Source organism: Polaribacter sp., assembly GCF_049276715.1.
Taxonomy (GTDB): Bacteria; Bacteroidota; Bacteroidia; order Flavobacteriales; family Flavobacteriaceae; genus Polaribacter.
The window spans coordinates 64,050-71,159 of record NZ_JBASWY010000023.1 but is presented as its reverse complement, the minus strand read 5'-3'; the positions used below and the strand labels follow the sequence as shown (position 1 = coordinate 71,159).

The following is a 7,110-nucleotide window of genomic DNA, read 5'->3' as shown; positions in this document are numbered from 1 at the left end:
CCTTTTGGTTCTATTTTAATTGGTGGATAATGGATTGGACGTAAAATGCTATTTCCGTTTTTAATGTAATTATCAAAATAGGTTTCTTCTAAACCTAAATGTAAAGCTAAAGAACGCAACACATATTTTGCAGTTTTTTCTAGCATTTGATAGGTTTCTTTGCCAACTTTATTAAAATTAGGCAATTCCTCTACAGTAACATTTGCAGGATATTCTTCTGCATATTTAGAATCTGCATCTACATATTGTCCAAAATGCCAAAACTCTTTTAAGTCTCCTTCTTTTTTACCTTTTGCAGATTCTTTTCCAAAGGATACATAACCTCTTTGACCTCCAATTCCTGGAATTTCATACTTTTCTTTTACCTCAGTTGGTAAATCAAAAAAGTTTTTTATTTCTGAATATAAATTGTCTACTAATTTTTCATCTAAAAAATGACCTTTTAGAGCTACAAAACCAATATTTTCATAAGCATGACCAATTTCATTTATAAATTTTTGTTTTTTAGCAGTATCGTTTGATAAAAAATCAGCTAAATTAACACTAGGTATTTTATTCATTTTTATTAAATTTAAAAAAAATAGAGTTTAAAGTTACAAAAAAAAAGCCAATGAAAATTAGGAAAAAGTAGCGTCTTTTTTTGAGGTAATATATTTATTAAAAAAAATTTATTTTTTCTTAAAAGGAATTAAATAAGACAAAGTATAATTAAAACCGAAACCAGTGTTGCTTTCAAATATCCTATTAAATCCTGGAGAAAATAATACTTTAAAGTTTTCTGGCTCTGTTACACTCATTAATATTTTATAAGAAACATTAAAACTTACAAATAAATTTTTAAAAGTTTCTACTTTAACACCCAGCATAAGTTCAGACCAATGTGCGTTTAAGTCTGCGCTTGTTATTGGAGTTGTAACTGCAGTTCCTGGAAAATAAGTACTATTAACATTAGGTGTAAAGCTATTTAATGTCTGATCGAAAAGGCTAAATCCATATCTATAACCCAATAAAATTTCGTTATTCATGTCTAGCCAATTTTCGTATGCGTTATAGTTAAAACCTAATCTAATATAACTGCCTTTTGCAGTTGAATTTGTATAATCTTCTGCTGTGGTTTCTTCTTCGTAACCTATTTCTGCTGCAACAAAAAACCGTTTCGAAATTCTGTAATCTCCAACAATTTCAAAACCACTGTAAGCACCATCTACAATAGATTTTATGGGTTTGCTAATATCTATTCCCAATCGAAATCCATAATTAGATTTGTAAACGATAGAGTCATTAGGATTGATAATTGAATCTTTTTGTTGCTTTTGCGAATATCCATCAACAAAAACAAAAAGAAAGATGATACTAATGAAATATTTGTACATGTGCTTTATTTTGATTGTCTATTGTTGATGATACAACTGAAATATCTGAAAACCAAGTATTATTTGCAGTGTATGTAGCTTGATTAAAAATCACCTTAAAACCACAAGATCGTGAAACATATTTATTTTCTGGTGTATAATTGATGGTAAATTGTTCTACAATATTCCCTTTTGCAATGTTATAAATCGTTTGATTTGTGTTGCTGTTTAAAGGAATAACCAAAGAATCTGTAGAAATATTTACATAAAGACTATCTTTAGTATCTGCCCAAACATATAAACCACTTGCAGATTTTATGTTATTTCTACTGGTAGCATCATAAAACCTTAAAATTAATTTTGGTGTAACTGGGTTCTGTGTGCAAAAATCATCCTTTTCGCAAGCGGAAATAATAAAAATGGATGCAAAAAGAATTGCGATTATTTTTCTCATTCTATTCTTCTACTTCTACAATTTTGTTGATAGCTTCTGCCAATTTGAAATCTAGTTCTGTTACACCATCAACATCATGAGTTGTTAATTTAATGTCTAAAGTATTGTAAACATTTGTCCATTCTGGATGATGATTTAAAGCCTCGCATTCGAAAGCAATTCGATTCATTGCAGATATGCAATCCTTAAAATTATCGAATTCGAAATCTGTATGAAGAGCATCATCGTAAAAATCCCAATCGATTAGTTTTTCGATTCTTTTTTCTATTTCTTGATTTGATAGTTTTTTCATTTTGGAATATTTTCTGCTAAAATAGTTTCATTTTAAGAAATAAAGTCAAATTCTTCTGAAATTATGTTTCGATTTAACATTTCTCTACACAAATTCGATTTTAGAAATTTATAAATTTTTATTGAAGTTGTTAAACTTTTAATAAAAAATTAGGTCTAAACATTAAAATCAAACTCTTGTGTATTTATACCGTACAAATTATTAATACAAATTAGCTAAACCCAAAAATAATTCATTATGAGAATTTTAAAAACCTATTTATTATTATTTTTTTCAATAACAACTTATTTTAGCCAACAACAATCTCCAAATATATTGCTAATAATTGCAGACGATATGGGTATAGATTCAACTCCAGGTTTTGGAATTACAGGAGATTTACCAATTACACCAACCTTAGATGCTTTAAGAGAAAAAGGGCTTTCTTTTACGAACTGTTGGGCAGCCCCTCAATGTTCGCCAACTCGTGCAGCAATAATGAGTGGGAAATTTGGTATCAAAACAGGTGTCATGAGACCGCCTTTAATTTTAGATACAAGTCATACTTCTTTATTTACTAAAATAAAAGAACAAAGTGCAACAGATTACAGCATGGGAGTTATTGGAAAATGGCATATTGGAGGAAATGATTCTAACAATTATAACCATCCTTTAGATTCTGGTGTTCCTTATTATGAAGGTGTTTTTACAAGTCAAGTAGATGATTATTATAATTGGACAAAAATAAATTCAGAAGGAAATGAAGAGCAAATTACAGAATATGCAACTACTCATTTAACGAATAAGGCAATTTCTTGGATAGATACTCAAACAAAACCTTGGTTTTTATGGTTAGCACATGTTGCACCTCATGCCCCTTTTCAAATTCCACCAACTGGAACTTTTACAACATCACCAACAAATACTAGAAATACATATTTAGCTATGATAGAGAATTTAGATTATGAAGTTAATAGACTTTTAGAAAGTATGGATGATGAAACTTTAGAAAATACCGTAATTATTTTTATAGGTGATAATGGCACACCAGGTCAAGCAAATAATTATTGGCCAAATGGTCATGCAAAAGCATCTATGTACGAAGGAGGAATAAGAGTTCCACTAATAATTACAGGGAAATCTGTGCAAAGAGTAAATGAAGTGGAGACAAGTTTAGTGCAAGCAACAGATTTACATGCTACAATTTTAGAATTGGCTGGCGTAAAATTATTAGGAGGTACAGAAAATAGTTTGAGTTTAAAACCTTCATTATCTTTTGAAAATCAAGTAAATAAAAAAATAAATTATACAGATTACGAAAGTAATAATACACAATTTTGGGCAACAAGGAATGATACTTATAAATTAATTGAAGACGAAAATGGTAATGAAGAGTTTTACAACTTAGTTACAGATATTAAAGAAGAAAATAATTTAATAGGCAATTTAACAACAGAGCAGGAAACTATAAAAACCATGTTGCAACAAGAAGCTCAAACCATAAGAACTGATTGGTCTTGCAAAGATGGAATTAAAAACGGAGCTGAAACTACCATTGATGATTGTGATAATGATTGTGGAACTGTAGATGTTTTAAGTTATGATAATATAGCTTGCAGTTATTTACCTTCAAAACCTAGTGTTTATTATGAATTTATAGAACAAAATGATAGAGTTGTATATTCCAACAACTATCCAAACCATAATTTTAATTATGCTGCAGACAGAGTGCCAGAACCTTATTATAAAGTATATAAAGTTGATGCAAACCCAACATTAACAGAACAAGTTACAAGTCTTGTAAGAACAAATGGAAGGCCTTTAAATTTATTTGGAATTGCTTTAAATGGTGTATATATGATGCCTGCACCAGCTACACCTTTTATTTTTGAAGATAAAAATACTGGAGAGTATAATTGGGATTGGGTTTTTGAACCTACCACAAATATTGGGGAGGGTATGGGATTTGTGAATTTAGATTGTGCATCTGCGCACGTAAACCCCAATTCTGGTTATCATTATCATGGAAATATGTTTGGTTATGTAGAAAAACTAAAAGAAGGCATTTCTACATTAAATTCGCCTCCAGCAGAAGTTTTACAAGTAGGTTGGGCATCAGATGGTTTTCCTATTTTATATCGTTTTGGACCTGATAAAGAAGGTAATATAAAAGAAATGTTTCCTAGCTTTCAATTGAAAAGTGGTTTACGTCCTGGAGATGGAATTAGCGCTCCTTGTGGACCTTATTCTGGAAAATATACAAACGATTTTGGCTACATAGCAGGTAAAGGAGATTTAGACGAATGCAATGGAATTGAAGCTTCAGTTACATTAAATACAGCTCAAGGAGAAGAAACATTTGAATATTATTATGTGATTACGCAAGATTTCCCACAAATACCCAGATGTATGAAAGGTAATTTTAATGATAGCTTTATTGGTAGTGCTGATACTTTGAACGATGTAGATGCAGATGGAGATGGTTTTGTAAGCAGCTACGATTGTGATGACAACAACCCAAATATTAATCCTTTAGCAACAGATAATCCTGTAACAAGTGTAGATGAAAGTTGTGGTTCTGCATTAACTACGCAAAATTTTAGTTTAAATGATTTAGGATATTACTTAAACTCAAACCCTAATAATGGTAATTTTTCAATAGTATCAACTAATTTAAATGAATATCAAATTAAATTATTTACAATGACAGGTCAATTAATTAGAGAAAAATCTGGTACTGGAGTTATAGAAATAAACAATATAAGTTCATCTGGAATTTATATATTAAATATTTTTAAAGAAGGGAAATCTTTAGGAACCTTTAAAGTTATTGTAAAATGAGGTTTTTAGTACTAATTTGTCTTTTTTTTATCAGTATAAATAAAACCAGTACAGTTCACGATTCAATTTCTGCAAATTTTAATGTGATTAAAAGAGGGCATGTTTTAATGCTTGAAATTGATTTTGATGAAGAAAACTTTATAAAGTTTGGTGAAGCAGAAAGTTTGCACGTTTCTAAAGAAGATTTTAGCAAATACTTGCACAAAACAACAAGTTGGGAAATTGATGGTAAAGTTACAGTACCACAAGTTTTAACTGTAAAAAACAATTTGCAGCACACAAAAGTAATCTGTTATTTATCTGAATATAAAAAAAATATAAAATCGATAAAAATTAGAAATAAGTTTTTACTAAATGTAGAATCTCATTTTAATATTATAAAATTAGATATTAATAATACTTTTAGAGACTTCAAATTAGATAAAGAAAGAACAGAAATAAAAGTGGATTACAATTAAAATTTCACCTTTTATTTCTCAAACAAAACCACAGTTTCAATATGGCTTGTATGTGGAAATTGATCTACCAAACTTATTTTTTTTAATTGATAGCCAGCTTCTCTTAATAATTCTGTATCTCTTGCTTGTGTTGCAGGATTACAAGAAACATACACCATTCTATCTGCATTTAAATCAATAATTTTTTGAAGCGTTTTTGGAACAATTCCAGCTCTTGCAGGATCTAAAATAATCGTTTTAATTTTATTTTGATACTCAGGATGTTCGTTCAAAAATTTACCAACATCTGCAGCAAAGAATTTTAAACCCTCAATATTGTTTCTTTTGGCATTTTCTTTGGCATCTTTAATTGCAGAAGCTACAATATCTACACCTACAATTTTGGCGTTTTTACTTCTGGAAGCAACAATTTGTCCTATGGTTCCTGTTCCACAAAATAAATCCATTACAACAGTATTATCTACTTTTGTTTTATCTTCTAAAACATATTCCACAACTTTAGAATATAATTTTTCTGCACATTTTGGATTGGTTTGAAAAAAGCTTTTCATACTAATTTCAAAATTTAAACCTAGTAATTCTTCTACAATTTTTTCTTTTCCATACACCAAATCCAAACTGCCAGAAGTTGCAATAGTTCTGTCTCCAGTTTCATCATTAATAGTATGTAACAAACCTGCCAAACGTTCTCCTAAAATATCTTTTAAAAATGACGCGAATTTTTGCAAATCAAAATTTGGTAGGTCTTTAGATGTTGTAACTAAATTACATAATAGCTCGTTTGTTTTAAAAGATTTTCGAACTACAAAATATCTGAAAAAACCTTCTCTTTTGGGTCCATGCCAAGGTTCTAAACCAGTTTCTAAACAATATTTTCGAATGTTTATTAGATTGTCTTCTAATTGCTTATCAAACAAACCAGAATCTTTTTCCAAGTTGTCTCCCATCCACCAAACTCCACGTCTTTTAAAACCGAGTGTAAATTCGTCTTTATCGGTTTTTAAAATTCTGTCATAACCAATGGCAGAAAAACCATATTCCATTTTATTTCTATAATGAAATACGTTTGGCGAAGTTATAAATTCATCAAAAAGAGCATCAATATTTTCAACTTTTCCGATTCTTTTAAATAAAGATAAGGTACTTTCTTTTTTATATTGATGTTGAATTTCGATGGGTAATTGTATATAAGGAGCTCCAGGAATGTCTTGAAAAGGAACTTCAACTTCATCTTTAGAAGGTTCTAAAACATCTATTAATTTTGCTTCTGCATACTTTTTGCTAGATTTTTGAATTTGAGCTTTTACCAATTGTCCAGGTAAAGTGTTTGGTACAAAAACCACAAAACTGCCATCATCAGATTTTATTCTTGCAATTCCTTTACCACCAAAAGCATAATCTTCGATTCTTAACTCTAAAATTTGATTTCTTTTTACAAATGTGTTGCGTTCTCTTCTTGGCATTTATCAAAATTTAATGACTGCAAAATTAAGTAAAAAAGAGTGAAGCAAGAAGTTTGAAGATTAAAGAAAAAGAAAAAGAATAAGTATAATAGTCAGTAAAAATGAGCATAATTAATAATTTCATCAATATCAACAAAATAGTTAATCGTAGATTTTTTAGTTATCCTAATATTTGCGTACTTTTGTTTCTCTTCGAGGATGATTTCTTTCCCACGCTGAATTTCTGATACTTTTCAGAAGAATAAAGGTAGAACAGGAATGGTTATTTTAT

Annotated in this window: 7 protein-coding genes; 2 read left to right on the top strand and 5 right to left on the bottom strand. The window is 29.4% G+C overall.

Annotated features, from left to right (window positions below; genetic code table 11):
* The 4 genes from WAO74_RS06455 to WAO74_RS06440 all read right to left on the bottom strand — a co-directional run.
* Nucleotides 1-560: isopenicillin N synthase family dioxygenase (locus WAO74_RS06455; protein WP_422160535.1), on the bottom strand; the 560-nt coding region annotated here is incomplete at its 3' end.
* A gap of 108 nt (nt 561-668) precedes the next feature.
* Nucleotides 669-1,373 (bottom strand): DUF6048 family protein, encoded by a 705-nt coding sequence (locus WAO74_RS06450; RefSeq protein WP_422160534.1) that lies wholly within the window; start codon nt 1,371-1,373, stop codon nt 669-671.
* A complete protein-coding gene (locus WAO74_RS06445; RefSeq protein WP_422160533.1) occupies nt 1,354-1,806 on the bottom strand; it encodes a DUF6452 family protein in 453 nt (150 codons plus the stop codon). Before WAO74_RS06445 ends, WAO74_RS06450 begins: the two co-directional genes overlap by 20 nt.
* A gap of 1 nt (nt 1,807) precedes the next feature.
* Complete coding sequence (locus WAO74_RS06440; protein WP_422160532.1) at nt 1,808-2,098, bottom strand: 4a-hydroxytetrahydrobiopterin dehydratase; 291 nt, start codon at nt 2,096-2,098, stop codon at nt 1,808-1,810.
* 237 nt (nt 2,099-2,335) lie between these two features.
* Between WAO74_RS06440 and WAO74_RS06435 the strand changes: the two genes are divergently transcribed.
* Together WAO74_RS06435 and WAO74_RS06430 are read left to right on the top strand one after the other, a co-directional pair.
* Nucleotides 2,336-4,918 carry a sulfatase-like hydrolase/transferase gene (locus tag WAO74_RS06435; RefSeq protein ID WP_422160530.1) on the top strand — a complete coding sequence of 861 codons (2,583 nt, stop codon included), beginning with the start codon at nt 2,336-2,338 and terminating at the stop codon, nt 4,916-4,918.
* Complete coding sequence (locus WAO74_RS06430; RefSeq protein WP_422160529.1) at nt 4,915-5,376, top strand: DUF6702 family protein; 462 nt, start codon at nt 4,915-4,917, stop codon at nt 5,374-5,376. Before WAO74_RS06435 ends, WAO74_RS06430 begins: the two co-directional genes overlap by 4 nt.
* A gap of 11 nt (nt 5,377-5,387) precedes the next feature.
* On the opposite strand, the gene rlmD is transcribed toward WAO74_RS06430, so the two are convergent.
* The gene (gene rlmD / locus WAO74_RS06425) at nt 5,388-6,839 is read right to left on the bottom strand and encodes a 23S rRNA (uracil(1939)-C(5))-methyltransferase RlmD (protein WP_422160527.1); all 1,452 of its coding nucleotides are present in this window, start codon (nt 6,837-6,839) and stop codon (nt 5,388-5,390) included.
* Nucleotides 6,840-7,110: the final 271 nt, after the last annotated feature.